Annotated in this window: 22 protein-coding genes, 1 other RNA gene and 1 other annotated feature; of the genes, 11 read left to right on the top strand and 12 right to left on the bottom strand. The window is 51.4% G+C overall.

The window, feature by feature from the left end; translation table 11 throughout:
* Positions 1-25: 25 nt before the first annotated feature.
* The 3 genes from dnaX to A1WG_RS06825 all read right to left on the bottom strand — a co-directional run bounded on the left by dnaX (position 26) and on the right by A1WG_RS06825 (position 3,157).
* The gene (gene dnaX, locus A1WG_RS06815) at positions 26-1,957 is read right to left on the bottom strand and encodes a DNA polymerase III subunit gamma/tau (RefSeq protein WP_001515902.1); all 1,932 of its coding nucleotides are present in this window, start codon (positions 1,955-1,957) and stop codon (positions 26-28) included.
* Positions 629-693, bottom strand: a sequence feature (DnaX frameshifting element). Its footprint overlaps the gene before it by 65 nt.
* A 118-nt stretch (positions 1,958-2,075) precedes the next feature.
* A complete protein-coding gene (gene apt, locus A1WG_RS06820; RefSeq protein WP_001515901.1) occupies positions 2,076-2,627 on the bottom strand; it encodes an adenine phosphoribosyltransferase in 552 nt (183 codons plus the stop codon).
* A 161-nt stretch (positions 2,628-2,788) separates the two neighbouring features.
* Positions 2,789-3,157 (bottom strand): DUF454 family protein, encoded by a 369-nt coding sequence (locus A1WG_RS06825; RefSeq protein WP_001188908.1) that lies wholly within the window; start codon positions 3,155-3,157, stop codon positions 2,789-2,791.
* Between the two features lie 69 nt (positions 3,158-3,226).
* Between A1WG_RS06825 and priC the strand changes: the two genes are divergently transcribed.
* Together priC and rsmS are read left to right on the top strand one after the other, a co-directional pair.
* On the top strand, positions 3,227-3,754 hold the full coding sequence (priC, locus tag A1WG_RS06830; protein ID WP_000858960.1) for a primosomal replication protein N'': 528 nt from the start codon (positions 3,227-3,229) through the stop codon (positions 3,752-3,754).
* A gap of 13 nt (positions 3,755-3,767) precedes the next feature.
* Positions 3,768-3,935 (top strand): pleiotropic regulatory protein RsmS, encoded by a 168-nt coding sequence (gene rsmS / locus A1WG_RS06835; protein ID WP_000051145.1) that lies wholly within the window; start codon positions 3,768-3,770, stop codon positions 3,933-3,935.
* A 203-nt stretch (positions 3,936-4,138) separates the two neighbouring features.
* Here the strand turns inward: rsmS and mscK are convergent, their stop codons facing one another.
* Together mscK and acrR are read right to left on the bottom strand one after the other, a co-directional pair.
* A complete protein-coding gene (gene mscK, locus A1WG_RS06840; RefSeq protein ID WP_000177768.1) occupies positions 4,139-7,501 on the bottom strand; it encodes a mechanosensitive channel MscK in 3,363 nt (1,120 codons plus the stop codon).
* A gap of 121 nt (positions 7,502-7,622) precedes the next feature.
* Positions 7,623-8,276, bottom strand: coding sequence for a multidrug efflux transporter transcriptional repressor AcrR (gene acrR, locus A1WG_RS06845; RefSeq protein WP_000101742.1), 654 nt, complete (start codon positions 8,274-8,276; stop codon positions 7,623-7,625).
* A 141-nt stretch (positions 8,277-8,417) separates the two neighbouring features.
* Between acrR and acrA the strand changes: the two genes are divergently transcribed.
* From acrA to A1WG_RS06880, 7 genes are all read left to right on the top strand, one after another.
* On the top strand, positions 8,418-9,611 hold the full coding sequence (gene acrA / locus A1WG_RS06850; protein WP_001515899.1) for a multidrug efflux RND transporter periplasmic adaptor subunit AcrA: 1,194 nt from the start codon (positions 8,418-8,420) through the stop codon (positions 9,609-9,611).
* A gap of 22 nt (positions 9,612-9,633) precedes the next feature.
* Positions 9,634-12,783, top strand: coding sequence for an efflux RND transporter permease AcrB (acrB, locus tag A1WG_RS06855; protein ID WP_001132495.1), 3,150 nt, complete (start codon positions 9,634-9,636; stop codon positions 12,781-12,783).
* A gap of 556 nt (positions 12,784-13,339) precedes the next feature.
* Positions 13,340-13,735 (top strand): Hha toxicity modulator TomB, encoded by a 396-nt coding sequence (gene tomB, locus A1WG_RS06860; protein ID WP_000344801.1) that lies wholly within the window; start codon positions 13,340-13,342, stop codon positions 13,733-13,735.
* 4 nt (positions 13,736-13,739) lie between these two features.
* Positions 13,740-13,958 carry an HHA domain-containing protein gene (locus A1WG_RS06865; protein ID WP_001280991.1) on the top strand — a complete coding sequence of 73 codons (219 nt, stop codon included), beginning with the start codon at positions 13,740-13,742 and terminating at the stop codon, positions 13,956-13,958.
* Positions 13,959-14,129: 171 nt separating this feature from the next.
* Entirely contained in the window at positions 14,130-14,681 is a 552-nt protein-coding gene (gene maa, locus A1WG_RS06870) for a maltose O-acetyltransferase (protein ID WP_001515898.1), read from the top strand.
* Between the two features lie 114 nt (positions 14,682-14,795).
* Complete coding sequence (locus tag A1WG_RS06875) at positions 14,796-15,266, top strand: YlaC family protein (protein WP_001515897.1); 471 nt, start codon at positions 14,796-14,798, stop codon at positions 15,264-15,266.
* A 163-nt stretch (positions 15,267-15,429) separates the two neighbouring features.
* Positions 15,430-16,980 carry an EAL domain-containing protein gene (locus A1WG_RS06880; RefSeq protein WP_016242602.1) on the top strand — a complete coding sequence of 517 codons (1,551 nt, stop codon included), beginning with the start codon at positions 15,430-15,432 and terminating at the stop codon, positions 16,978-16,980.
* Positions 16,981-17,016: 36 nt separating this feature from the next.
* Here the strand turns inward: A1WG_RS06880 and A1WG_RS06885 are convergent, their stop codons facing one another.
* Positions 17,017-17,370: a DUF1428 domain-containing protein gene (locus tag A1WG_RS06885; RefSeq protein WP_000878149.1), complete on the bottom strand. Its 354-nt coding sequence runs from the start codon at positions 17,368-17,370 to the stop codon at positions 17,017-17,019.
* A 120-nt stretch (positions 17,371-17,490) separates the two neighbouring features.
* Positions 17,491-17,587: signal recognition particle sRNA small type (gene ffs, locus A1WG_RS23600), an RNA gene on the bottom strand.
* A 162-nt stretch (positions 17,588-17,749) separates the two neighbouring features.
* Between ffs and A1WG_RS06890 the strand changes: the two genes are divergently transcribed.
* Complete coding sequence (locus A1WG_RS06890; RefSeq protein WP_000409903.1) at positions 17,750-18,061, top strand: MGMT family protein; 312 nt, start codon at positions 17,750-17,752, stop codon at positions 18,059-18,061.
* 30 nt (positions 18,062-18,091) lie between these two features.
* On the opposite strand, the gene A1WG_RS06895 is transcribed toward A1WG_RS06890, so the two are convergent.
* Positions 18,092-18,664 (bottom strand): YbaY family lipoprotein, encoded by a 573-nt coding sequence (locus A1WG_RS06895; RefSeq protein WP_001515895.1) that lies wholly within the window; start codon positions 18,662-18,664, stop codon positions 18,092-18,094.
* A gap of 218 nt (positions 18,665-18,882) precedes the next feature.
* Here A1WG_RS06895 and tesB point away from each other — a divergent pair, with 218 nt between their 5' ends.
* On the top strand, positions 18,883-19,743 hold the full coding sequence (tesB, locus tag A1WG_RS06900) for an acyl-CoA thioesterase II (RefSeq protein ID WP_000075873.1): 861 nt from the start codon (positions 18,883-18,885) through the stop codon (positions 19,741-19,743).
* 181 nt (positions 19,744-19,924) lie between these two features.
* On the opposite strand, the gene amtB is transcribed toward tesB, so the two are convergent.
* The 4 genes from amtB to A1WG_RS06920 all read right to left on the bottom strand — a co-directional run bounded on the left by amtB (position 19,925) and on the right by A1WG_RS06920 (position 25,306).
* Complete coding sequence (gene amtB / locus A1WG_RS06905; RefSeq protein ID WP_001515894.1) at positions 19,925-21,211, bottom strand: ammonium transporter AmtB; 1,287 nt, start codon at positions 21,209-21,211, stop codon at positions 19,925-19,927.
* Positions 21,212-21,240: 29 nt separating this feature from the next.
* Positions 21,241-21,579, bottom strand: a complete 339-nt coding sequence (gene glnK / locus A1WG_RS06910) for a P-II family nitrogen regulator (protein ID WP_000780338.1) — start codon at positions 21,577-21,579, stop codon at positions 21,241-21,243.
* Between the two features lie 180 nt (positions 21,580-21,759).
* Entirely contained in the window at positions 21,760-23,541 is a 1,782-nt protein-coding gene (locus A1WG_RS06915; RefSeq protein WP_001256183.1) for a SmdB family multidrug efflux ABC transporter permease/ATP-binding protein, read from the bottom strand.
* Positions 23,534-25,306 (bottom strand): SmdA family multidrug ABC transporter permease/ATP-binding protein, encoded by a 1,773-nt coding sequence (locus A1WG_RS06920; RefSeq protein ID WP_001515893.1) that lies wholly within the window; start codon positions 25,304-25,306, stop codon positions 23,534-23,536. Before A1WG_RS06920 ends, A1WG_RS06915 begins: the two co-directional genes overlap by 8 nt.
* Positions 25,307-25,330 lie beyond the last annotated feature (24 nt).

Here is a 25,330-nt window from a genome sequence, read left to right as displayed (position 1 = left end):
TGACGATCATAAGCTGTGCTTACGATCAAATGGGGCGGATACTTTCTTCATCCAGCTCCGCATCGAAGAATCGACGCAGGGTCTGAATATTATTATCCGCAATAATGGACTCGCGCGCCTGCGCAAGTTTTTCTTCGTATATCGCCTGACGCCACTCCAGCGGCGTGCGCACCGCGGGATTATCATCTTCAACGATAGTCAGTTCAACCGTTGAACCCTTTAATGTGCTCAACGCTTCAGCCAGTTTTTGCTGTGCACCGTTGTTATTCAGATGCCGCTGGGAGGAACGCAAATGCAGACATACCGCGTTGCCGTTCTCCTCTTTCCAGGCATTTAATGCCACCTGTTCGACCAGTTTTGGTAGCGAAAGTTGGCTCACCTGAGCGGCCCACGGATCGCGTTCAATGGCTTCTGCCGCCAGCTTTGCCGCCAGTTCCGGCGTTTTTTCATGCTCCAGCGCCTTTTTCAGCGCCTTCGGTGTGGCGACCACTTCTTTTTGCTGCATCACCGGGGTGGTAGCCTTCCAGCGATACGCTTCTTTTTTGACTGGCGCTTTTTCCAGCGCCGATGGCACCGGACGCGCCTGAACGCGATCGGTGACCGAAGCCAGTCTTTCCAGCGCAGCGTTATTCACCGGCCGCGCGCGGGTAGCGGCTGCCGGTTCACTCTTTTTTGCTTTGGTCGCTCCCTGTGCGCGCTGCAGTTGCTGACGCGCCGCCAGCACCTGGCTGGTGGTTTCTGAGAGCGGTACGGTCGGTGCCTGCTGCGGCGCTGATTGCGGCTGCGGCGGCACTTGCGATGACGTCATTACCGCCGTTGGCGCGACGGGCGCAAAGGACTGGCGCGGCGCTTCCGGTTCGGGTAGCGGCATACGCGGATGGAATGCCAGCGCGCGCAGCAACGTCATCTCAACGCCCATGCGGCGGTCCGGCGCATACGGTAATTCTTTGCGACCAATCAACAGCGTCTGATAGTAAAGCTGAATATCCGTCGGCGGTATGGTGCGCGCCAGTTCACGCATCCGCAGTTCGATGGCCGCCATGTCGTTACCCAGCGCGGCAGGCGAAAGCTGGACCATCGCAATGCGGTGCAGCAGGCCGAGCATTTCCACCAGCAACGCTTCCCACTCGATACCACGGGCTGCGGCATCGTTAATCAGCGTCATTACACGCTCGCCGTTGGCCCCAACCATCGCTTCAACCAACGACAGTGCCTGATCGTCGTCAAGCGTACCCAGCATCGCACTGACCGCCTGGGTTGAAACCTGACCGTCACCGCTGGCAATCGCCTGGTCGGTCAGACTTAAGGCATCTCGCAAGCTGCCTTCAGCGGCGCGCGCCAGCAATTGCAACGCCCGCGGCTCGTGAGCGATATGTTCTTCGTTGAGGATGTGCTCAAGCTGATGGCGAATTTGCTCGACATCCAGCGCCTTGAGATGAAATTGCAGACAGCGTGACAAAATCGTCACCGGCAATTTCTGCGGATCGGTCGTTGCCAGCAGGAACTTGACGTGCTCCGGTGGCTCTTCAAGGGTTTTTAGCAGTGCGTTAAAGCTGTGGCGCGACAGCATATGCACTTCGTCGATCAGATAAACTTTAAAACGACCACGCGCTGGCGCGTACTGGACGTTATCCAGCAGGTCGCGGGTATCTTCGACTTTGGTGCGCGAGGCGGCATCGATCTCAATCAGATCGACAAAGCGCCCCTGCTCGATTTCACGGCAGTTATCGCATACGCCGCACGGCGTTGCGGTAATGCCGGTTTCGCAGTTTAGCCCCTTCGCCAGCAGTCGGGCGATAGAGGTTTTTCCGACGCCACGGGTGCCGGAAAAAAGATAAGCATGATGAATACGCCCTAACGACAAGCCGTTCGCCAGTGCGGTCAGCACATGTTCCTGGCCGACGACGTCAGCAAAGGTTTGTGGGCGCCATTTTCGGGCTAAGACCTGATAACTCATTGGCAGGCTCTGAAACGCTGGAAGGTGGATTCACGAAGGGGTAATGCTAACACAGCCCCGTCAGAACGGCGAGGCTGAATGTACATCTTGTACTGCCCACGACGCGGGCTGGCAAAAATTAGTGGCCCGGGAACGGGACAAGGCTATAACAGGTGATGCCTTGATTTTCGAGACGCTGTTCACCGCCGAGATCGAACAGATTAATGATGAACGCAGCGTCGGTGACTTCGCCACCCAGACGACGGATCAGCTTCACGGTCGCCTCAATGGTGCCGCCAGTTGCCAGCAAATCGTCTACGACCAACACTTTGTCGCCTGGTTTAATGGCATCAACATGGATTTCCAGTTTATCGGTGCCATATTCCAGTTCGTAAGTTTCACTGATGGTTTCGCGCGGCAATTTGCCCGGTTTACGTACCGGTACAAAACCTACGCCCAGGCCCAATGCTACCGGAGCACCAAACAAGAAGCCACGTGCTTCGGTGCCCACAACTTTGGTAATACCCGCATTTTTGTAACGCTCAACCAGCAGGTCGATGCTGAGAGCGTAAGCTTTCGGGTCTTCCAGTAAGCTGGTGACATCACGGAACAGAATGCCGGGTTTTGGGTAGTCCTGAATGCTTTTGATGCTATTTTTGAGATACTCAAGCTGCTGTGCAGTCGCGGTCATAAGTGTATGCCTGCTTGTTACGGTGGTACTCACGGCGCGTTTTAAACGTATCAAAAGTAACTTTTGTTTAACCTTTGACCGCCTGCGCCTGTGCTCGAAAACGCCAGAATGTACTGGCTGTGGGCGATAATTGCAACAGCGATTGTTGTGCTTCGCCGTTTTTATTGCTTTTCATCAATCACCGGGATTCGCCACATAAAAATCAACAAACAACCGAGGATGATCAATAGCAGGATGCGTACCCACATCATATGTACAAACCACAACGAAATCGCAAAGGTTACGAGGATCAGTAAAATCGCTCTGGGCTTTGCACCGCGTGGCATTGCATGATATTTCTGCCAGAAGCGTAAATAGCTACCAAACCATGAGCGGTACAGCAACCAGGCGTGAAAGCGCGGGGAAGAACGAGCAAAACACCAGGCAGCCAGCAGGATAAACGGCGTCGTCGGTAATACCGGTAATACCACGCCCAGCGTACCCAGCACTACCGCCAGCCAGCCAATGATGATTAAAATGATTCGTTGCATATTAAGTGTTGTCAGCTTACAGAGTGGCTACTTTAGCATAACAATTATCATTTTCATTGAGGTCTTATCGTGAAAACTACCCTGCTGCTGGAAAAACTGGAAGGTCAGCTCGCCATGCTGCGCCAGCGTTGTGCCCCGGTGGCGCAGTTTGGCACGCTAAGCGCCCGTTTCGACCGGCATCTTTTTCAGACTCGCGCGACGACGTTACAGGCGTGTCTGGCTGAGGCTGGGGACAACCTGACCGCGCTTCATCACGCGGTCGAACGGCAACAACTGCCACAAGTGGCCTGGCTGGCGGAACATCTGGCAGCTCAACTGGAAGCAATTGCCCGTGAAGCGGCGTCCTGGTCGCTGCGCGAATGGGACAGCGCGCCGCCGAAAATCGCCCGCTGGCAGCGTAAACGCATTCAGCATCAGGAGTTTGAGCGGCGGCTACGTGAGATGGTTGCCGAGCGTAAAGCACGTCTGGCACAGGCGACCGATTTAGTCGAACAGCAGACGCTGCATCGTGAGGTTGAAGCCTATGAAGCACGCCTGGTTCGGTGCCGCCATGCGCTGGAAAAAATCGAAAACAGGTTAGCGCGTTTAACTCGCTAACAATGGAGAAAATATGTCACTGGAAAATGCCCCTGACGATGTGAAACTGGCCGTCGATTTGATTGTGCTGTTGGAAGAAAATCAGATCCCAGCCCGCACCGTGCTGCGCGCACTGGATATTGTAAAACGCGATTATGAAAAGAAATTAACGCACGATGATGAGGCGAAAAGTGATAAATAAATGGGGCCGCTAAATGTCCCCGCAGATTGCTGGTAAACGCAAAACTGCCTGATGCGCTACGCTTATCAGGCCTACACCGCTCCTGCAATATAATGAATTTTCGCGGTTTTGTAGGCCGGATAAGGCGGTCACTCCGCATCCGGCATGAACAACGCGCACTTTGTCATTAATCTCGGGGCAACTCAATGCTGCCCCTTTTGTTATTACCCTACCGCAGGCGTCGGATCATCGCCTTTGTAGTCGCGCTTCACTTCAGTCACTTCATCGCCCTTCTCGTTGTGCAGATGCACTTCAAGCTGGTTAAAGGCAATGTTGATGTCGTTTTCGCGGCACAACTGATCAATGGTGCGGTTCAGTTCATCGACAGTGCGGCTGCGGTCACGCAGTTCACGAACATACAAACGCAGCTCATGATCCAGCGTGCTGGCACCAAACGCAGTGAAGAAGACTTCCGGCATGGGTTCGTGCATCACCCTTGGATGCTCCGCCGCCGCCTGAAGCAGTACTCTGCGTACTTTTTCCAGATCAGAACCGTAAGCCACACCGAGGCGGATCACCAGACGGGTGGTGGTGTCGGTTAACGACCAGTTGATCAGACGCTCGGTAACAAACGCTTTGTTCGGGATAATCACTTCTTTGCGATCGAAATCTGTAATGGTGGTAGCACGAATACGGATCTTACTGACCGTCCCGGAGAAAGTGCCGATGGTTACTGTATCGCCAATGCGCACCGGACGTTCGAACAGGATGATCAAACCCGAGACAAAGTTACCGAAGATCTCTTGTAAACCAAAACCCAGACCTACAGATAATGCCGCCGCCAGCCACTGGAGTTTATCCCACGATACGCCAAGCGACCCAAACACGGTCATCGCGCCAACGGCTATGATGATGTAGTTAAGGATGGTAGTAATGGCATACGACGCGCCCTGACGCATATTCAGCCGCGACAGCACCAGCACTTCCAGCAAACCTGGCAGGTTGCGGATCAGCGCCCAGGCCACCATTGAGGCGATAATCGCAAACAGCAGGCTGCCCATCGTCACATTTTTCACCACCGCAGCCCCGGCTTCAGTGCCGTTGTAATGCCACAGGGTGATGCTGTCGAGATAGCTGAATACGGTGATTAAATCGGACCAAATCGCCCAGAACATCAAACCAAACAGCGCAAACATCAGCAACATCGTAATACGCAACGTCTGCTGGTTGACTTGCTCCAGCGCGATGGTTGGCTCTTCCGGCGGCTCGGCACCTTCGGCCCCTTCTTTCACCAGATTCTGCCGACGCGCCAGCGCACGACGCCAGGCGATACGCCGTGCCGCCACACTTAACCCACGCAGCACTGTCTGGTACAGCAAGTTCCAGACGATTACCAGATACACCGTTTCAATCCAACGCCCGGAGAGGCGCAGCGTAGTGTAGAAATAGCCTGTTGCAGTCAGCACCATCAGCGCAATCGGGATGATCGACAGCACGGTAATGGTGACCAGACGCATGGTGTGGGATTCTTTATCACGCCAGCTTTCACGGCACATTGGCCATACCAGGAAGGCGATCAGCAGCAGGTTAAAGAAAATCATCGCCTGCCCCAGCACATCATCCATCAAATGCAGCGGGGAGAGTTCTGCTACCACAGACCAGAAATGGATTGGCAACAACGCGAGGCTGATGCGAACAATCTGCCGACGCCAGTGGCTGGTCTGTTGCTCTGGCATACCAAAGTGACGAACCGCAACGCCGTTTTTCTCCAGCACTTTCCAGCACAGGCCAAACACCAGCCAGAAAATCGCCAGTTTTTTGCTGAACGCCCACAGTAATTCACTGATGTTGAGCTGCATGGTCAGCAGAATCAGACCAACGGCGAGAATAATCAGACACACCGGCAGCGCGCGAATCAGGTCGATAAGAATCGCTTTTGGTGTGTTGAGCTGGCTATCGTTACGCAGGGAACCTACGGCAGAAGCCAGTTTTTGCTGATACGCTTTCAGCCAACCCAGACGCCAGTGGATCAGCCCGGCAATTAACAGCAGCGGTAAACCGGCAAGGAAAGCGATAAATACGGCGGGCCAGGCTTTTTCCCAGTTCACCGTAATTTTCATCGACTTGAATTCATCCTGCAACGTTTGCGGGAACGCCTTAATCCAGTCCCAGTCCATCGGACGGTTACTGTTCACCCAGAAAATTTGTTGGGTCAGGATAGATTTCAGGTTTTTCGACACGCTCATTAACTGCTGCTGGTTGATTTGCAGGTTAATGGCCATCATCAGTTGGTTACCCAACTGTTTGTTTAGCTGATCCAGCAGTTCACGACGCATATCTACCACTTGCAACAGTGCGTCACGGACTTCATCGTTGACTTCGTTAGCATGGCCCTCTTCCAGTTTGGCCACATAAGCATCGCTCTGGAACAGTGCATCACGTTGCTGGTTGACTTCGAACTGTTCGAGACGCAAATCCGCGATGCGGTTGGTCATGTTTTCCAGTTCATCCGCCGACGGCAGCGTTTGTTGTTGTTGGTAAAGAATACGGGACAACAGCAGGCTGCCCTTCAGGACAGAAATCTGCTCTTTAATATTGCGTTCCGATTGCAGCGCCCGCTCCAGCCAGTTTTTAACTTTGATGTTTTGCTGCATCAACTGATTGCCGTTTTCTGTGGCGCTAATCAGACGCTGACTTAATTGCTGGTTAATTTCCAGTTCCTGCTTCACCAGCGGGTTAGCCTGAATACGCGCAGCTTCGTCCGGCGTTGCCGCTTCCTGCGCTGTTTTTTCAGTTAATGTCAGGCGCTTGCTGTTCACCGCCTCCTGCAACAGTTGCAGTTGATGTTCCAGACGCGTGCTGTTCGCCGTCACGTAATCGCGTTGCTTTTGTAGGGTATCCTGTAAGACGGTGTTCCCTTCCAGGCTTTTACGTTGCTGGTCAATCTCGGCATTCAGCAAAACCTGCTGCGCCTGCATCAACACTTTCTGGCTGGGACGTAAAGCCGCCTCACCAACCTCAGTGCCATCCAGACGGCTGCGAATTTGTTGCAACTGCTGCGAGGCGGTATACATCGCATTTTGCACGCGTTCGGGCTGCGTCTGTAATGAAACCAACTGGCTGTTATAAGAAGCCAGATCGTTTTGTGCGTTTTGCAACTCGTCCAGCGCCTGCGAAACGCGAGACTCCAACTGACGTAACGACAGCGTACTCAACGTCTTACGGGTTTCTTCGTCGTTATCCACATCGCCAAGCGCAGTTAACGCAGCAGTTGCCTGGCGCATTTTCTCTGGTGCTTCGGCAACTTTTTGCCGTAATTGCACCGTTTCTTCTTTTACACGCTCGATTTTCTCAAGAGTGGCTAATGTGTCAGTAACATCTTGCTGTACCAGCTTATCCTGGGCAGAAAGATCTTTTTGTTTATTAAGCGAGTCAAGTTGTGCCTGTAGATCCGCTTTCGTCGGTAGATCACCATTCGATGACGCCCGCGCAAAGGCCGTGTTCTGGCATAACAAGACCAAAACAAAAGCAATAAATGCTGAAAAAACAAAATGTCGTGATCGTTTGTAATACTGGAACATAGTCATGATGAGTGAAGGTTTCTGAACCTGAAGAACGACCTGAAATAGTCAAGCGGCTAGAATAGCACGGCGTGGAGAACCAGAATAGCAACAGCGAAAATGTCCAGGATAAATCCTGGAGTCTGATTCAGGATTTTTCGTTGGCGGCAGGTGCACGAAGCGTGGGACAAAGGAGATACATTTCCAGCAATATAGCAACGTAATCGCGGGCTTCTTTTTTGAGATCAAAAGATTGCGGGGCAAACAGCCAATTTTCCATTAAACCGGAAATATAGCCGCGCATAATAATTGCTGCGCGACGCGTCATTAAATCCGCGGGCAGCATTTTCGCTTCAATACAATGTCTTAACGTTTGTTCTATACGGTCATAACTTTCAAGACAGAGATTACGTTGTGCCTGCTGAACGACTGCCATTTCTCCGACAAATTCGCATTTATGGAATATAATCTCCATCAATAAGCGCCGCCGCTCTTCTGTCACCGTCGATTCAAGAACATGAATTAGTATTTCTCTTAACACAGAGAGTGGATCGCCAGGGAATTTTGCCTGATACTCAAGCTCTAGTTCACCAATATTGGATTCTGACAGCTCCCAGATCTCACTGAATAAATCCGACTTATCTTTAAAATGCCAGTAGATTGCACCACGCGTAACGCCTGCTGCTTTTGCAATCTCTCCCAGTGAGGTGGATGATACCCCCTGCTGTGAGAAAAGACGTAGAGCCACATCGAGGATGTGTTGGCGTGTTTCTTGCGCTTCTTGTTTGGTTTTTCGTGCCATATGTTAGTGAATTTACAGGCGTTAGATTTACATACATTTATGAATGTATGTACCATAGCACGACGATAATATAAACGCAGCAATGGGTTTATCGACTTTTGACCATTGACCAATTTGAAATCGGACACTCGAGGTTTACATATGAACAAAAACAGAGGGTTTACGCCTCTGGCGATCGTTCTGATGCTCTCAGGCAGCTTAGCGCTTACAGGATGTGACGACAAACAGGCCCAACAAGGTGGCCAGCAGATGCCCGCCGTTGGGGTAGTAACAGTCAAAACTGAACCTCTGCAGATCACAACCGAGCTTCCGGGCCGCACCAGTGCTTTCCGGATCGCAGAAGTTCGTCCTCAAGTTAGCGGGATCATCCTGAAGCGTAATTTCAAAGAAGGTAGCGACATCGAAGCGGGGGTATCTCTCTATCAGATTGATCCTGCTACCTACCAGGCAGCTTACGATAGTGCAAAAGGCGATCTGGCTAAAGCGCAAGCAGCAGCCAATATCGCGCAGTTGACTGTTAATCGTTACCAGAAGCTGCTGGGTACTCAGTACATCAGTAAGCAGGAGTACGATCAGGCACTGGCAGATGCACAACAGGCAAATGCTGCTGTCACTGCGGCGAAAGCGGCGGTTGAAACCGCACGAATCAATCTGGCTTATACCAAAGTCACCTCTCCGATTACCGGCCGTATAGGTAAATCGAACGTGACGGAAGGCGCATTGGTGCAAAACGGTCAGGCGACTGCGCTGGCAACCGTGCAACAACTTGATCCGATCTACGTTGATGTGACTCAGTCCAGTAACGACTTCCTGCGTCTGAAACAGGAACTCGCTAACGGCACACTGAAGCAAGAGAACGGCAAAGCTAAAGTGTCGCTGATCACCAGTGACGGTATTAAGTTCCCGCAGGATGGTACGCTGGAGTTCTCTGACGTTACCGTCGATCAGACCACCGGATCTATCACGTTACGCGCCATTTTCCCGAACCCGGATCACACCCTGCTGCCGGGTATGTTCGTGCGTGCACGTCTGGAAGAAGGGCTTAATCCAAACGCCATTTTAGTTCCACAACAGGGGGTAACTCGTACACCACGCGGCGAAGCTACCGTACTGGTGGTTGGCGCGGATGACAAAGTGGAAACTCGTCCGATCGTCGCCAGCCAGGCCATTGGCGATAAGTGGCTGGTGACTGAGGGTCTGAAAGCAGGCGAACGCGTAGTAGTAAGTGGGCTGCAGAAAGTGCGTCCTGGTGTCCAGGTGAAAGCACAAGAGATAACCGCTGATAACAACCAGCAAGACGCAAGCGGTGCTCAGCCTGAACAGTCCAAGTCTTAACTTAAACAGGAGCCGTTAAGACATGCCTAATTTCTTTATTGATCGCCCGATTTTTGCGTGGGTGATCGCCATCATCATCATGTTGGCAGGGGGGCTGGCGATCCTCAAACTGCCGGTGGCGCAATATCCTACGATTGCACCGCCGGCAGTAACGATCTCCGCTTCCTATCCTGGCGCTGATGCAAAAACAGTGCAGGATACTGTTACACAGGTTATCGAACAGAATATGAACGGTATCGATAACCTGATGTACATGTCATCCAATAGTGACTCCACGGGTACTGTGCAGATCACTCTGACCTTTGAGTCTGGTACTGATGCGGATATCGCGCAGGTTCAGGTGCAGAACAAACTGCAACTGGCAATGCCGTTACTGCCGCAGGAAGTACAGCAGCAAGGGGTGAGTGTTGAGAAATCTTCCAGTAGCTTCCTGATGGTTGTCGGCGTTATCAACACCGACGGCACCATGACGCAGGAGGATATCTCTGACTACGTAGCGGCAAATATGAAAGATGCCATCAGCCGTACATCGGGCGTCGGTGACGTTCAGTTGTTCGGTTCCCAGTACGCGATGCGTATCTGGATGAACCCGAATGAACTGAACAAATACCAGTTAACGCCGGTTGATGTTATTACCGCAATCAAAGCACAGAACGCCCAGGTAGCTGCCGGTCAGCTCGGTGGTACGCCGCCGGTTAAAGGCCAGCAGCTTAACGCCTCTATTATTGCTCAGACGCGTCTGACCTCCACTGAAGAGTTCGGCAAAATTCTGCTGAAAGTGAATCAGGATGGTTCCCGCGTACTGCTGCGTGATGTGGCGAAAATTGAGCTGGGTGGTGAAAACTACGACATCATCGCGGAATTTAACGGACAACCGGCTTCTGGTCTGGGTATCAAGCTGGCGACCGGTGCAAACGCGCTGGATACCGCCTCAGCAATCCGGGCTGAACTGGCGAAGATGGAGCCGTTTTTCCCGTCGGGTCTGAAAATCGTTTATCCATACGACACTACGCCGTTCGTGAAAATCTCCATTCACGAAGTAGTGAAAACCCTGGTCGAAGCAATCATCCTCGTGTTCCTGGTAATGTATCTGTTCTTGCAGAACTTCCGCGCGACGTTGATTCCGACCATTGCTGTACCGGTGGTATTGCTGGGAACATTTGCCGTCCTTGCTGCCTTTGGTTTCTCGATAAACACGCTAACAATGTTCGGGATGGTGCTCGCTATCGGCCTGTTGGTGGATGACGCCATCGTTGTGGTAGAAAACGTTGAACGTGTGATGGCAGAAGAAGGTCTGCCGCCGAAAGAAGCCACTCGTAAGTCAATGGGGCAGATTCAGGGCGCACTGGTTGGTATCGCGATGGTGCTGTCGGCTGTATTTATACCGATGGCCTTCTTTGGCGGCTCAACTGGTGCAATCTATCGTCAGTTCTCCATTACCATTGTTTCCGCAATGGCATTGTCAGTACTGGTGGCGTTGATCCTGACTCCGGCGCTTTGTGCGACCATGCTAAAACCTATCGCTAAAGGCGATCATGGGGAAGGTAAAAAAGGCTTCTTCGGCTGGTTTAACCGCATGTTCGAAAAGAGCACGCACCACTATACCGACAGCGTAGGCGGTATTCTGCGCAGTACGGGGCGTTACCTGGTGCTGTATCTGATCATTGTTGTCGGCATGGCCTATCTGTTCGTGCGTCTGCCAAGCTCCTTCTTGCCAGATGAAGACCAGGGCGTGTTTATGACCATGGTCCAACTGCCTGCAGGTGCAACACAAGAACGCACGCAAAAAGTGCTCAACGAGGTGACGAATTACTACCTGACCAAAGAAAAGAACAACGTTGAATCGGTGTTCGCCGTTAACGGCTTCGGCTTTGCAGGACGTGGTCAGAACACGGGTATTGCGTTCGTTTCGTTGAAGGACTGGGCTGACCGTCCGGGTGATGAGAACAAAGTTGAAGCGATTACCACGCGTGCAACGCGTGCCTTCTCGCAAATTAAAGATGCGATGGTGTTCGCCTTTAACCTGCCAGCGATTGTGGAACTGGGTACGGCAACCGGCTTTGACTTTGAGCTGATTGACCAGGCGGGCCTCGGCCACGAAAAACTGACCCAGGCACGTAACCAGTTGCTGGGCGAAGCAGCGAAGCACCCTGATCTGCTGACCAGCGTGCGTCCGAACGGCCTGGAAGATACGCCGCAGTTTAAGATTGATATCGACCAGGAAAAAGCTCAGGCACTGGGTGTTTCTATTAACGACATTAACACCACCCTGGGGGCTGCATGGGGCGGCAGCTACGTGAACGACTTTATCGACCGCGGTCGTGTGAAGAAAGTTTACGTAATGTCAGAAGCGAAATACCGCATGCTGCCGGAAGATATCGGTAACTGGTATGTTCGTGCTGCTGATGGTCAGATGGTGCCATTCTCAGCGTTCTCCTCTTCACATTGGGAATACGGTTCGCCGCGTCTGGAACGTTACAACGGTCTGCCATCCATGGAGATCTTAGGTCAGGCGGCACCGGGTAAGAGTACCGGTGAAGCGATGGCGCTGATGGAACAACTGGCGAGTAAGCTGCCTACGGGGGTTGGCTACGACTGGACGGGGATGTCCTATCAGGAACGCCTCTCCGGTAACCAGGCACCTTCGCTGTACGCGATTTCGTTGATTGTCGTGTTCCTGTGTCTGGCGGCACTGTATGAGAGCTGGTCAATTCCGTTCTCCGTTATGCTGGTTGTTCCGCTGGGGGTTATCGGTGCATTGCTGGCAGCCACCTTCCGTGGCTTAACCAACGACGTTTACTTCCAGGTGGGCCTGCTCACAACCATTGGGTTGTCAGCGAAGAACGCGATACTTATCGTCGAATTCGCCAAAGACTTGATGGATAAAGAAGGTAAAGGTCTGATTGAAGCTACTCTGGATGCGGTGCGAATGCGTTTACGTCCGATCCTGATGACTTCACTGGCGTTTATCCTCGGTGTTATGCCGCTGGTTATCAGTACTGGTGCTGGTTCCGGCGCACAGAACGCAGTTGGTACTGGTGTAATGGGCGGCATGGTGACCGCAACGGTACTGGCGATCTTCTTCGTTCCGGTGTTCTTTGTGGTGGTTCGCCGCCGCTTTAGCCGCAAGAATGAAGATATCGAACACAACCATACTGTCGATCATCATTGATAAAACTCGTAATCACTAAGGCCGCGCAAGCGGCCTTTTTAATACGTATAATCTTAAAGTCACAATGTTTACAGCTAAGGTTTCAAACGGAGGGTAGTTTTAACGCGGCATAAAATTCATAAAAAATGCCTATTGTTAGTTAATTTATATTAAGTCGCGCTAATAGGTATAATAACCCATAGACATCTAGAGGCTATTCTTAATTATTTGCGGCAATTCTTTATTTATTCATGTCAATTACATCATAATCAGAGCAATCCTGGGTATTAGTGTGACAAATTCCCATACCATTTTATCAGCCGCGATGCGAGAATCCTGATTACGTTATGAATAGCATCAAACTAACTGCTTTAGGCTTTACGTAGTTGGTGCCAGGATGAAGAAGTAAGCCTTTTCCCTCTCCTCCTCCTAATTGTAATTTTTCGTAATAATGCGATGAAAACCTTCAAAGAGTGGATTATAGTTAATCTAACAAATGTGAGGGCAAGTCCAGGTCAGTAAGTTTTCCCATCCCGAAAGGTGTCCGTTAGTTCAATCGCTAAGAAGGGGACGCGTTATGGATGAATACTCACCAAAAAGACATGATATTGCACAGCTTAAGTTTCTTTGCGAAACCCTGTATCATGACTGTCTTGCAAACCTTGAAGAAAGCAATCATGGTTGGGTTAACGACCCTACCTCGGCTATCAATCTGCAACTTAATGAACTCATTGAGCATATTGCAACCTTCGCGCTTAATTACAAAATTAAGTATAATGAAGACAATAAGCTCATTGAGCAGATAGATGAATATCTGGACGACACCTTTATGTTGTTCAGTAGTTATGGTATTAATATGCAGGATCTCCAGAAATGGCGGAAGTCAGGTAACCGACTGTTCCGTTGTTTCGTGAATGCCACGAAAGAGAATCCTGCAAGTTTATCTTGTTCGAATTATTACAACCATGGGTAGAAGTATGTCCGATAAACCTTTAACAAAAACCGATTATTTGATGCGTTTGCGTCGTTGTCAGACAATTGACACGCTGGAACGTGTTATCGAGAAAAATAAATACGAATTATCAGATAATGAACTGGCGGTATTTTACTCAGCCGCAGATCACCGCCTTGCAGAATTGACCATGAATAAGCTTTACGACAAGATCCCTTCCTCGGTGTGGAAATTTATTCGATAACTCAATTAGTATAAAATCAGGCTATAACAGTCTGTTTATTAAGTATATTCTATTTTTTCCATGAAGGCATTCCTCATGTGATCTCCATCACACAGAAGTAACGGGAACGTTCTCTTCATTGGCTTTTTGCATTACTGTGTTGCCGCATTTTCAGCAACCAGGATGTTTGTAATGAGCACAGAAAAAGAAAAGATGATTGCTGGTGAGTTGTATTGCTCGGCAGATGAGACTTTATCTCGCGATCGCCTGCGCGCTCGTCAGCTTATTCACCAATACAACCATTCCGCGCCGGAAGATCAATCACTACGCCAACAAATTCTCACCGATTTACTCGGCCAGGTTGCGGATGCGTATATTGAGCCTTCCTTTCGTTGCGACTATGGCTATAACATTTTCCTCGGTAAAGGGTTTTACGCAAACTTCGATTGCGTAATGCTTGATGTCTGCCCTATTCGTATTGGCGATAATTGCATTCTGGCTCCGGGCGTTCATATTTATACCGCTACACACCCTGTCGATCCTGTAGAACGTAATGCTGGTGGTGAACTGGGGAAACCGGTGACTATCGGTAATAACGTCTGGATTGGGGGGCGTGCCATCATTAACCCGGGCGTTACCATTGGCGATAACGTCGTAGTGGCATCAGGTGCGGTCGTCACAAAAGATATCCCGGACAACGTCGTCATGGGCGGCAACCCAGCCAGAATCATTAAAAAGTTGTAACTACAATTTGCAACTGTTATGCAAAATTGTGGCAAATCTGTTACTTTCTTCATATCATTCCCACGTTAAAATAGGGTGTTCACTGGAAAGTTGCAGATACCACGAAGGCAAAAGATGACTGAAATACAACGCCTGCTAACCGAAACGATTGATTCTCTGAATACGCGCGAAAAACGCGACAACAAACCCCGCTTTAGTATCAGTTTTATCCGCAAACATCCGGGGCTGTTTATCGGCATGTATGTTGCTTTTTTTGCCACACTGGCGGTAATGTTGCAGTCCCAAACGCTGTCAGATTCAGTCTGGCTACTGGTTGTGTTATTCATCCTGCTTAACGGTTTCTTCTTTTTCGATGTCTACCCACGCTACCGCTATGAAGATATCGACGTGCTCGATTTTCGGGTTTGCTATAACGGCGAATGGTATAACACGCGATTTGTCCCTGCTGCGCTGGTTGAAGCCATACTGAACTCGCCGCGTGTCGCGAATATCCACAAAGAACAACTGCAAAAAATGATCGCCCGTAAAGGTGAACTGTCTTTTTACGATATATTCACCCTCACCCGCACCGAAGTAACATCTTAAGTTAGGTTTTCCCACCAGGCGTAAACCTCTACGCCTGGTCAATTGACAACGATCGTTGCCACCTGTCACTGCATGAAATCCCCGTCCTAACCACTGATCTCTTGCCAGCCTTTTTTCACGATCAGATATACTTTCCCTACACTGTGTTAATAAGGACATGCTGGTGAGAACACGACATCTGGTCAGCCTGATTTCAGGTGTACTTATACTTTCAGTACTGCTGCCTGTCGGCTTAAGCGTCTGGTTGGCCCATCAGCAGGTAGAAGCGTCATTTATTGAGGAGTTGAATACCTATTCTTCCCGTGTCGCTATTCGGGCCAATAAAGTGGCGATGCAAGGAAAAGATGCGCTGCAAGAGCTGGAAAGATGGCAAGGTGGAGCCTGTAGTGAAGAACATCTCATGGAAATGCGCCGGGTTTCATACAGCTATCGCTATATTCAGGAAGTGGTCTATATCGATAACAACATTCCCCAGTGCTCTTCTCTGGAACACGAAAGCCCACCGGATACCTTCCCGGAGCCGGGGAGGATTTCAAAAGAGGGTTATCGTGTCTGGTTAACCTCGCACAACGACTTAGGTATCACCCGTTACATGGTTGCTATGGGAACCGCACATTACGTAGTAATGATCGATCCTGCCTCCTTTATCGACGTAATTCCTTATAGCTCATGGCAAATTGATGCCGCCATTATTGGCAATGCCCATAATACTGTCATAACCAGCAGCGATGAAATTGCCCGGGGCATTATTACCCAACTACAAAAAACGCCCGGTGAGCATATCGAAAATAATGGAATTATTTACGACATCCAGCCCCTCCCGGAGATGAATATTTCCATCATCACCTGGGCTCCAACGAAAATGTTGCAAACAAGCTGGTATCGGCAGGTCTTTATTTGGTTACCTGTTGGGTTATTAATTGGTCTGCTGGCAGCGATATTTGTGTTTCGTATTTTGCGCCGCCTCCAGTCACCGCATCACCGACTGCAAGATGCCATCGAAAACCGTGATATTTGCGTACATTATCAGCCGATTGTCTCCTTAGCCAATGGCAAAATTGTCGGTGCCGAAGCACTGGCACGTTGGCCACAGACGGACGGTAGCTGGTTGTCACCGGATAGTTTCATCCCGCTGGCACAGCAAACGGGTCTTTCTGAACCACTGACGCTGCTGATTATAAGAAACGTATTTGAAGATATGGGCGACTGGCTGCGACAACACCCGAACCAGCATATTTCAATCAATCTGGAATCTACTGTGCTCACATCGGAAAAAATTCCGCAACTCCTGGGGAAAATGATCAACCACTACCAGGTTAACCCTAAACAGATCGCGCTTGAACTCACAGAGCGCGAGTTTGCCGATCCGAAAACCAGCGCTCCGATCATTTCTCGCTACCGGGAAGCCGGTCATGATATTTATCTGGATGATTTCGGTACTGGTTATTCGAGCTTAAGTTATTTGCAGGATCTGGATGTCGATATTCTGAAAATAGATAAATCCTTCGTTGACGCACTGGAATATAAAAATGTCACCCCGCATATCATCGAAATGGCAAAAACGCTGAAGCTGAAAATGGTGGCGGAAGGCATCGAAACCAGCAAACAGGAAGAGTGGCTACGCCAGCATGGTGTGCACTACGGTCAGGGCTGGTTGTACAGCAAAGCTTTGCCAAAAGAAGATTTCATTATCTGGGCAAAACAGCATCTCTGAATTAGGGGCTGGCGGCACGCCGCACAGCCCGTCACGCTACTCGTCGATGATTGACTCGAACCCACCGTAAATCATCCGTTTGCCATCAAACGGCATTGATTCACCGAACTCTTTCATCCGTGGGTCAGACATCATTTTTTGATTGGCAGCGTCGCGGACCTCTTTTGAAGGATATTCAATCCAGCTAAACACCACTTCCTCATTCTCTTCCGCTTTCACTGCCATGCGAAAATCGGTCACTTTGCCGTTTGGCACATCGCTGGCCCAACATTCGACAATGCGAAGCGCGCCAAACTCTTTAAACAGTGGCGCGGCCTTTGCGGCCATTTCCCGGTAGGCATCCTTATTTTCGGCAGGAACAGCAACAACAAACCCATCAACATACTTCATCAGAAACTCCTCCGAAGCGTACTGCGCAGTCAGGCAATTCCTGCAGCGTCAGTCGTGATTAAAGTTTAGCCACATTGAGATTTTTTGACGAAACGGCGGGGAAACAGAAATGGGTGGGGGCCCTGCCAGCTACATCCCGGCACACGCGTCATCTGCCTTGGCTGCTTCCTTCCGGACCTGACCTGGTAAACAGAGTAGCGTTGCGGGAGAACCAACAGAGCCCCCATTGAGAGCGTTGAGAACCAACGCGCAGGCGCATTATCACTGCTGCCCCTGCTAATTGCAACCCATTGCGTGCCAGATGCTGCTTTCTTGCGCAATGCGGCTTCACTCAGGCGTTTTTCCAGATTATGCTGAAAAATTACCTCAGGAAGAAAAGATGGAAAAAGAAGATTCATTTCCCCAACGCGTCTGGCAAATCGTAGCCGCTATTCCCGAAGGCTATGTCACCACCTACGGTGATGTCGCAAAACTGGCAGGATCACCCCGCGCCGCGCGCCAGGTAGGCGCTGTGTTAAAGCGCCTACCCGAAGGCAGCACCTTGCCCTGGCACCGGGTGGTTAATCGCCATGGCACAATTTCGTTAACCGGCCCAGATTTACAGCGTCAGCGGCAGGCGTTGCTGGCAGAAGGTGTGATGGTGTCGGGAAGCGGGCAAATCGACTTGCAGCGTTATCGCTGGATTTATTAACCCTCTCCGGACGGAGAGGGTTAATGGCGCTTAGTATTGCGTAGGTGCTGGAACTGCCGAAGACGGATTCACTTGTGTCGGGGAAGTCGACGGTACAGTGGTTGTTGCGCCACCGCTGGCCTGAACCGGCACGGCGGTTTGCTGAACCGGCACTAATATCAGGTCAGCTTTGGTTCCGCCCTGATTGATCACCGGTTGAACGGTATCGGTGATAAACACCAGTTTGTCGTTGACGGTAACCGCCGCACTCAACAGGATACGCGCATTCGGCTGAACGTCTGCCGGGTTAAATGGCAGAACAAAACTGAACGGTGACTGTTTACCTTCGGTACGTACTGCTTTCTGCGCCAGAACTTTAGAAGGCGCATCCGCTAACGACGCGTCAGAAAGTGTCACGGTCAGCACGGCGTCAGGCGGCAGTGCGACTTTCTGACGGATCCAGACCGTACCGGAAACATTCGGTTGTTGTATAGCAGGTTGCTGTGTCGCTGCAATAGACGTATTTGCAGCCGGTGCTGGCGTCTGGATATCCGCGCTTTTATCCGCGCAAGCCGCCAACGCAATCGCAACCGCTAAACCACTGGCCATGTGCACGAGTTTCATTCACTTCTCCTTATTATCAATGCACCAGCGGGCTAACTTTCCTCGCCGGAAGAGTGGTTAACAAAATAGTAACGTCAATAAGTGTGGCACATGTCACGTATTAACGCCTGCATTTAGCCAGTAATTCAGACCATTGCACCCATCGGACCAGTAACAAAATTGCGTTATACTCAACTCACTTTGGCTTGCTGCGGCAGCTTTGTTACTGGAGAGTTAATATGAGTCAGGCCTTAAAAAATTTACTGACATTGTTGAATCTGGAAAAAATTGAGGAAGGACTCTTTCGCGGCCAGAGTGAAGATTTAGGTTTACGCCAGGTGTTTGGTGGCCAGGTCGTGGGTCAGGCGCTGTATGCTGCAAAAGAGACAGTTCCCGAAGAGCGTCTGGTGCATTCGTTCCACAGCTACTTTCTTCGCCCTGGCGACAGTAAAAAGCCGATTATTTACGATGTCGAAACGCTGCGCGACGGCAACAGTTTCAGCGCCCGTCGTGTGGCTGCTATTCAAAACGGCAAACCGATCTTTTATATGACGGCCTCTTTCCAGGCACCGGAAGCGGGTTTCGAACACCAAAAAGAGATGCCTCCAGCCCCTGCGCCTGATGGTCTGCCTTCGGAAACGCAAATCGCCCAGTCGCTGGCCCACTTGTTACCGCCAGTGCTGAAAGATAAATTTATCTGTGATCGTCCGCTGGAAGTCCGTCCGGTGGAGTTTCATAACCCACTGAAAGGCCACGTCGCAGCCCCCCATCGTCAGGTGTGGATCCGCGCGAACGGCAGCGTGCCGGATGATCTGCGCGTTCATCAGTACCTGCTCGGTTATGCCTCTGACCTCAATTTCTTGCCAGTAGCTTTACAGCCGCACGGCATCGGTTTTCTCGAACCGGGGATTCAAATTGCTACCATCGACCATTCCATGTGGTTCCATCGACCGTTTAATTTAAACGAATGGCTGCTGTATAGCGTGGAGAGCACGTCAGCGTCCAGTGCCCGCGGATTTGTGCGTGGTGAGTTTTATACCCAGGACGGCATGCTGATTGCCTCGACCGTTCAGGAAGGGGTAATGCGTAATCACAATTAAAAAACAGCCGGAGGTGAAAACCGTCCGGCTGTCAGATTGTTGGTAACGTGCTTTTGTTGATGCCGGTGGCGGCGTAAACGCCTTATCCGGCCTACCAATTCTTGTAAATTCAATAAATTGTGATTTTTATTGTCGGCCTGATAAGCACAGCGCATCAGGCAAATTTGTATTTGATTGCAGGTTACGCGTTATAGGCATTTTCGCCGTGGCTGTTGACGTCCAGCCCTTCACGTTCCTGTTCTTCCGGTACACGCAGGCCAACCGTCAAATCCGCCAGTTTGTAGCCGATAAACGCCACCACACCAGACCAGACGATCGTAATGGCGATACTTTCCAGTTGTACCAACACCTGATGGCCCATCGTCACACCTTCCGCGAAGCCCACACCGCCCAGCGAACTGGCGGCAAAAATTCCGGTCATGATACAGCCGACAATACCGCAAACGCCGTGTACACCGAAGACATCGCAGGGATCATCCACCCGCAGCAGACGTTTCAACATAGTAACGCCCCACAAGCCTGCCAGACCAGCTACCACGCCGATAATCAACGCGCCGCCAACACCAATGTAACCACAGGCAGGCGTCACGCCGACCAGACCGGCAATCGCACCAGAGCAAGCCCCCAGCAGAGAAGGTTTACCGCGCAGTGCCCATTCACCGAAGATCCAGCCAAGAATTGCCGCCGCCGTTGCTACCACGGTGTTAACAAACGCCAGTGCCGCAATTTCGTTTGCCGTGCCCGCAGACCCGGCGTTAAAACCAAACCACCCGATATAAAGAATGGCAGTTCCGGTAAAGACCATCGGCAGGTTGTGCGGTTTAAACGCCTCTTTGCCAAAGCCCACGCGTTTACCGACCAGATACGCGCCTACCAGACCGGCGATTGCGGCGTTAATGTGCACCACTGTGCCACCGGCAAAATCCAGCGCACCGTGGGAAGCCAGCAAACCGCCTCCCCAGACCATATGCGCAATCGGAATGTAAGAGAGCGTCAACCACACCACCACGAAGATTAACACTGCCGAGAAGCGAATCCTCTCCGCCAGCGCCCCGACGATCAAGCCAACGGTAATACAGGCAAACGATCCCTGAAACGCCACGTGGATATACTGATAGATACTGCCCATTACCGCGGTCAATTCGATATTTTTCAACATTAACCAGTTAATGTTGCCAAAGAAGTTGTTGCCCTCGCCAAACGCCAGTGAGTAGCCGTAAACCACCCAGAGAATACAAACCAATGCAAAGGTCACGGTCACCTGTGTCAGCATCGACAGCACGTTTTTACCGCGAATCAGGCCACCATAAAACAGCGCGATACCCGGAACAGTCATAAACAGCACCAGCGCAGTACAAATCATCATAAACGCATTGTCGGCTTTATCTGCCACCGCAGGAGCAGCCATTGCCAGTCCTGGCAGCATCGCCAGTGAAGCAAGCCCAGTTTTTATCGTCGCTATCTTCATTTTTCAGTCCTGTTGCTGTGTGCCAGAGATTACAGCGCCGCTTCGTCGGCTTCGCCGGTACGGATACGAATGACGCGTTGCAATTCAGCGACAAAGATTTTGCCGTCGCCAATTTTTCCGGTGTAAGCCGCCTTGCTGACGATATCGATCACTTCATCGAGTTGATCATCGGCAATCGCCACATCGATTTTTACTTTTGGCAGGAAATTGACGCTGTATTCCGCGCCACGGTACAGCTCAGCATGCCCTTTCTGACGCCCGAAACCTTTCACTTCAGTGACGGTCAGGCCCTGGATGCCAATGGAAGATAACGCTTCACGAACGTCTTCCAGCTTGAATGGTTTGATTATCACGGTCACCAGCTTCATAGATCCCCTCCGGTCAGAATTCGGTAATGGTTCTGCTACACGAAGAAGGTATTGCAAGCGGTGTGCCAGAAATGAAAAACGAGAGGGAAAGCAGGACGCAAAGGTGATTGAAAACAAAAACGCACTATGACAGTGCACAGTGCGTTGCATTTTTGCACCAACGATGAAATTTTGCGCTAATCAGGCGCTCAACGATTCCTCTTCACGTACGCTGGCAGCCAGTTCTTCTCCTGCAAGTTGCAGTTGGTACATCTGCCAGTAACGTCCCTGAGCCGCAAGCAGTTGCTGGTGCGTCCCCTGCTCCACGGCTTGTCCACGATGAAGCACCAGAATGGTGTCGGCATCAACAATGGTCGATAAGCGGTGAGCGATCACCACCAGCGTAGTATGTTCGCGCACCGCCGCCAGGGCGTGCTGAATCGCCTGTTCAGTACCGGAATCAATACTGGCGGTTGCTTCATCAAGGATCAGGATTTGCGGTGTTTCTACCAGCACGCGCGCCAGCGCCAGCAACTGTTTTTGCCCGACTGAGAGATTATTCCCCTGCTCGCCCAACGGCGTATAAATGCCATCGCTCATACTGCGCGCCAGCTCTGCCAGTTGCACCGTTTCCAGCGCTTGCCAGACGCGTTCTTCGGAGATATCACGCCCCAGCGTAACGTTCGCCAGGAAGGAATCCGCCAGCACAACCGGATCTTGCTGCACCATTGCCACGCCCTGGCGCAGCGCGCTGTGACTTAGCGAACTTAACGGACGGCCGTCGAGACGAATCTCGCCTTCCGTTAGCGGGTAATAGCCCATCAGCAAACTTGCCAAAGTGCTTTTGCCACTGCCGGTATGCCCGACCAGCGCCACAAAGTTGCGCGAAGGCACAGACAGATTAATGTTTTTCAGTACCAGATTGTCATCACGATAGGCAAACGACACATTATCGACGTCAATGGTGCCGCTCTGTAACGGGCGATCATCATTGCCATATTGCTGGCGCGGCCCGTCCATCAGTTCAAATACACGCTCACCTGCGACAACAGCCTGTTGCAGCATTGCCTGTTGCGTGGTCAGTTCGATTAATGGTTCGTTAAGTCGCCCCAGATAGCTGATAAACGCATACAACACGCCCACTTCAATAGTGCCACTGGCAGAGAAACCAAACAGCATCAACAAACCGCAAAGAATGAGCGATGAAAACAGACTAAGCAGTGGTCGCAGTAAAAAGCCGTCGAGCCGCAGGGTTTGCATTCGCGCCATATAGTGCGAACGGCTGGCCTCCCCCATACGTTCACCAAATCGCGCCTGCTGACGGAACTGCTGGATAACGCTCATGCCATTGATGATTTCGTTAAAACCGTCATTGATATCCGCCAGATAGGCGCGCACGCGGCGGACAATCGGCGTACTGTAACGCTGGTATATCACCATCACCACCAGCACGACCGGGAAGATCATTATTGCCACCAGCGCCATTCGCCAGTCGAGACTGAACATCGCCACCAGCATCGCACCCACAAGTGCGGCGCTACGCAAAACGGTTGCGACCACGGTAACGTAGAGATCGCGGATCACTTCTGTGTCATTGGTGACGCGGGAAATGACCTGCCCGACCGGCTGGGTATCAAACTCACTTAATGGCTGGCGTAGCGCAGCATCCATCACGTCGGTACGCAACTGTTGTACAACGCCAACCGCCGCCCGGTTAAACAACAACGACTGCGCGTAGTGCAGTCCGGCGGCAAGCAGTTGCAGCCCAACATACGCCACCGCCAGACCAACAACCATCTTCAACGGCAGATTATTTTTCGCCACCATATTGTCGATAAAATAGCTGATGAGCAGCGGCCCACTCACTTCTGCCGCTGCTGCAACCCACATCATCAGAACCGCAATACCCAGCGGCTTACGCCACGGCGAACCGTATGCTAACAGGCGCTTCAGAGTCGGCCACAGTTGGCTAAAACTACGCATCAACGGCCTCCTCGTGAATTTCAGGGGCATCGTCAAGCGCCGCCTCCAGTTGTTGATAGCGATACATATCGCGATACCAGCCGCTTTGTTGCGCCAGCACATCATGATCGCCGCGTTGAGCGATATGCCCGTGCTGCATCACAATTATTTCACTGGCTTCTGTCAGTGCAGAAAGACGATGGGCGCTGATGATGACCGTTCGCCCCTGTCCCCACTGGCGCAGGTTATGCAGGATCTGGTGCTCTGTGCGTCCGTCCACCGCAGAAAGCGCATCATCCAGAATGAGGATTTCCGCATTCACCAGTAACGCCCGGGCAATGGAGATACGCTGTTTTTGGCCACCGGAAAGCATCACGCCACGTTCGCCCACTTCTGTGTCGTAACCTTGCGGCAGACGAAGAATATCGTCATGCACACTGGCCAAACGCGCTACGTGCTCAATCTCTTGCTGGGTAGCATTCGGGCAACCCAGCGCAATGTTATTCGCCACGGTGTCGGAAAAAAGGAACGGCGTCTGACTGACGACTGCCAGGCGGCTACGCCAACTGTCGAGTTGTAGCTGCGTCAGAGGAATATCATGAAAGCGAATATCCCCCTCGCTGACGTCGAAATGACGCTGAATGAGTGACAGCACGGTACTTTTGCCGGAACCGGTCGGCCCGCAAATGCCCAGCATCTGACCGGGCTTCAATACGAAACTGACGTTTTCCAGCGCAGGATGGTGAGTTTGCGGATAGGTAAACTGGCGAATATTCACATCCAGTTTACCGCGTCCTTCCGGCACACTTTCGCTACCATCTTTGACGACCGGCGCTTCCGCCAGCATCGTTCGAATACGGCTGTACGCCGCGCTGCCGCGTTCCACAATGTTAAACATCCATGCCAGCGCCAGCATCGGCCAGATCATCAGGCCAAGATACATCATAAAACTGGTGAGCTGTCCCAGTGTTAAACTGCCCTGCACAACCATCCAGCTTCCCCCACCAATCGCCAGTAAATTCGCCATCCCAATAGCGATATAGATGGTCGGATCGAAACGGGCATCAATACGTGCCACACGCATGTTTTTCTTGCCAGTGTCCTCGGCATCTGCGGCAAATAGCGCCGACTGGCGATCTTCCAGACCAAAGGCTTTAATCATACGGATACTGGTGAGGCTCTCCTGGGTGCGGTCGTTGAGGCTGGAAAACGCCGCCTGCGCCAGCTTAAAACGCTCATGTAAAGCGTCGCCATTACGTTTGATCATGATCGCCATCACCGGCATCGGCAGCAGCGCTATTAAGGTCAACTGCCAGCTAATTTGCGTTGACATCATAATCAGCACCGCGCAGCCCATCACCAGCGAATCCACCAGCGTCAGCACCCCTTCCCCGGCGGCAAATACCACGCGATCAACGTCATTCGTCGCGCGGGCCATTAAGTCCCCCGTCCGGTGACGCAGGTAAAATTCTGGATGCTGGCGGCTTAACTGGCGGTAATAATCTTCACGCAGTTCAACAGCCAGTTGATAAGACGCACCGAACAACAGTACACGCCAGACATAACGCAGTAGATAAACCACGACTGCAATCAGCACCATAGTGGCGATCCACATCAGGATCTGTCCGGTCGTAAAGTGTTGTTCCGTCACGCCATCGACCACAATCCCGACTACTTTCGGCGGAACCAGTTGCAGCATCGCGATAATGACAAGCAAGGCCACAGCCCCGAGATAGCGACGCCATTCCCGACGGAAATACCAGCTTAGTTGAGCAAATAATCGCACGCGTTGTGTCCTGACCTGATTTTG

The organism is Escherichia sp. KTE96, assembly GCF_000408525.1.
Lineage (GTDB): Bacteria > Pseudomonadota > Gammaproteobacteria > Enterobacterales > Enterobacteriaceae > Escherichia > Escherichia marmotae.
The sequence above is the reverse complement of the archived record's forward strand: the minus strand, read 5'-3'. Positions and strand labels throughout refer to the sequence as shown.

What these genes read in the sequence shown, in the direction of transcription:
- A1WG_RS06875 (WP_001515897.1), top strand. Translation starts at nt 14,796, where the DNA reads ATGACTGAAATACAACGCCTGCTAACCGAAACGATTGATTCTCTGAAT.
- maa (WP_001515898.1), top strand. Translation starts at nt 14,130, where the DNA reads ATGAGCACAGAAAAAGAAAAGATGATTGCTGGTGAGTTGTATTGCTCG.
- acrB (WP_001132495.1), top strand. Translation starts at nt 9,634, where the DNA reads ATGCCTAATTTCTTTATTGATCGCCCGATTTTTGCGTGGGTGATCGCC.
- A1WG_RS06865 (WP_001280991.1), top strand. Translation starts at nt 13,740, where the DNA reads ATGTCCGATAAACCTTTAACAAAAACCGATTATTTGATGCGTTTGCGT.
- mscK (WP_000177768.1), bottom strand. Translation starts at nt 7,501, where the DNA reads ATGACTATGTTCCAGTATTACAAACGATCACGACATTTTGTTTTTTCA.
- tomB (WP_000344801.1), top strand. Translation starts at nt 13,340, where the DNA reads ATGGATGAATACTCACCAAAAAGACATGATATTGCACAGCTTAAGTTT.
- apt (WP_001515901.1), bottom strand. Translation starts at nt 2,627, where the DNA reads ATGACCGCGACTGCACAGCAGCTTGAGTATCTCAAAAATAGCATCAAA.
- glnK (WP_000780338.1), bottom strand. Translation starts at nt 21,579, where the DNA reads ATGAAGCTGGTGACCGTGATAATCAAACCATTCAAGCTGGAAGACGTT.
- amtB (WP_001515894.1), bottom strand. Translation starts at nt 21,211, where the DNA reads ATGAAGATAGCGACGATAAAAACTGGGCTTGCTTCACTGGCGATGCTG.
- A1WG_RS06895 (WP_001515895.1), bottom strand. Translation starts at nt 18,664, where the DNA reads ATGAAACTCGTGCACATGGCCAGTGGTTTAGCGGTTGCGATTGCGTTG.
- A1WG_RS06825 (WP_001188908.1), bottom strand. Translation starts at nt 3,157, where the DNA reads ATGCAACGAATCATTTTAATCATCATTGGCTGGCTGGCGGTAGTGCTG.
- acrA (WP_001515899.1), top strand. Translation starts at nt 8,418, where the DNA reads ATGAACAAAAACAGAGGGTTTACGCCTCTGGCGATCGTTCTGATGCTC.
- A1WG_RS06915 (WP_001256183.1), bottom strand. Translation starts at nt 23,541, where the DNA reads ATGCGTAGTTTTAGCCAACTGTGGCCGACTCTGAAGCGCCTGTTAGCA.
- A1WG_RS06885 (WP_000878149.1), bottom strand. Translation starts at nt 17,370, where the DNA reads ATGAAGTATGTTGATGGGTTTGTTGTTGCTGTTCCTGCCGAAAATAAG.
- A1WG_RS06890 (WP_000409903.1), top strand. Translation starts at nt 17,750, where the DNA reads ATGGAAAAAGAAGATTCATTTCCCCAACGCGTCTGGCAAATCGTAGCC.
- acrR (WP_000101742.1), bottom strand. Translation starts at nt 8,276, where the DNA reads ATGGCACGAAAAACCAAACAAGAAGCGCAAGAAACACGCCAACACATC.
- tesB (WP_000075873.1), top strand. Translation starts at nt 18,883, where the DNA reads ATGAGTCAGGCCTTAAAAAATTTACTGACATTGTTGAATCTGGAAAAA.
- dnaX (WP_001515902.1), bottom strand. Translation starts at nt 1,957, where the DNA reads ATGAGTTATCAGGTCTTAGCCCGAAAATGGCGCCCACAAACCTTTGCT.
- rsmS (WP_000051145.1), top strand. Translation starts at nt 3,768, where the DNA reads ATGTCACTGGAAAATGCCCCTGACGATGTGAAACTGGCCGTCGATTTG.